Source organism: Oleiphilus sp. HI0067 (assembly GCF_001635735.1).
On sequence record NZ_LWFI01000528.1, the window covers coordinates 1 to 1,425 of the forward strand.

1 protein-coding gene is annotated in these 1,425 nt (G+C 47.8%); it reads right to left on the bottom strand.

Annotated features, from left to right (window positions below):
• Positions 1 to 1,175 (bottom strand): 1-deoxy-D-xylulose-5-phosphate synthase (dxs, locus tag A3739_RS06195; RefSeq protein WP_068500700.1); only part of this gene is annotated, 1,175 nt, incomplete at its 3' end.
• Between the last annotated feature and the right edge of the window lie 250 nt (positions 1,176 to 1,425).

Genomic DNA, 1,425 nt, shown 5'->3' on the forward strand with positions numbered 1-1,425 from the left:
CATGCCATGCCAGCAGCTAGTGTAACCGCATGCTGTTCAGCAATAGCGACATCGTAATAGCGTTCGGGAAATTGTTCGGCAAAAGATACAAGGTCTGATCCCTCTTTCATTGCTGGTGTGATCCCAATGATGCGTTGATCAGCTTTTGCTGCATCACAAATCCATTGACCAAAGATATTTGAGTAGCTCGGCTTTTTCTTGGCAGTTGCGATGTTTTGGTTGGCTTGCTTGGCTTCGATTTTGTTGATTGCATGGTAGCCAATAGGATCGGATTCGGCAGGAGCGAATCCACGCCCTTTTTTCGTGACAACATGCAGGAACTGAGGGCCGCTCATGTGGTTCATGTTATCAAGTGTTTGAATTAGTAGTGGCAGGTCATGGCCATCAATTGGGCCAATATAGTTGAAGCCTAGTTCTTCAAACAAGGTGCTTGGGGCCATTAGACCTTTGACATGCTCCTCGGTTTTACGAGCAAATTCACGAAGGCTCGGTGTGCCGCTCAATACACGCTTACTACCGTCACGTACTTGATTGTATGCCTTGCTTGAAAGGATTTGTGCTAAGTGATTTTTTAAGCCGCCAACATTGTTGGAGATCGACATGTCATTGTCGTTAAGAATGACGAGCAGGTTAGGATAAATGTCGCCTGCGTGGGCAAGTGCTTCAAACGCCATGCCAGCGGTTAACGCGCCGTCTCCGATGACTGCAATTGCTCTACGATTCTCACCTTTGTGTTTTGCTGCTAAAGCCATGCCAAGTGCGGCACTGATGGAAGTGCTCGAGTGGCCAACTCCAAACGTGTCGTACTCACTTTCCGATCGCGTTGGAAAAGCAGCTGGACCATCCTGCTGACGAATGCGAGGCATAGCGTCTCGGCGGCCTGTCAGAATTTTGTGAGGATAAGCTTGGTGACCCACGTCCCATACTATGCGATCTTCCGGCGTGTTGAACACATAGTGCAAGGCAGCTGTCAGTTCAACGACTCCTAATCCTGCCCCAAAATGCCCGCCTGATTGTCCTACGCTATAAAGTAAGAAGTGCCGCAATTCGTAGCATAACTTTTCCATCTGCTCTGCAGATAGCAGTCGCAACTGGTGCGGAGATTCGATCTTATCGAGCAAGGGCGTAGACGGTCGCTCTGTTGGGATGTCGTTAAAAGTATGAAGATCGTACATCTGGTTCGCTGTTATGGTTTCGCTTGGGGTTCGAGTATATCAGAAAGTCTATTTTTCANGGCTTTTTCTTCTTCGCTTAATGAATGCGTCTAATGACGTAATCTGCAATTTCTCTCAGTTCGTCAATATCACGGTCGTTTAAGCGATTGAGGCTAGATAGGCAATCTTTGTGCAGACCTTCTAGCTTCTCTCTAGCGCCTTCAAGACCTAGCAGGGAAACGTAAGTAGGTTTGTTTAGTGCCTCGTCTGC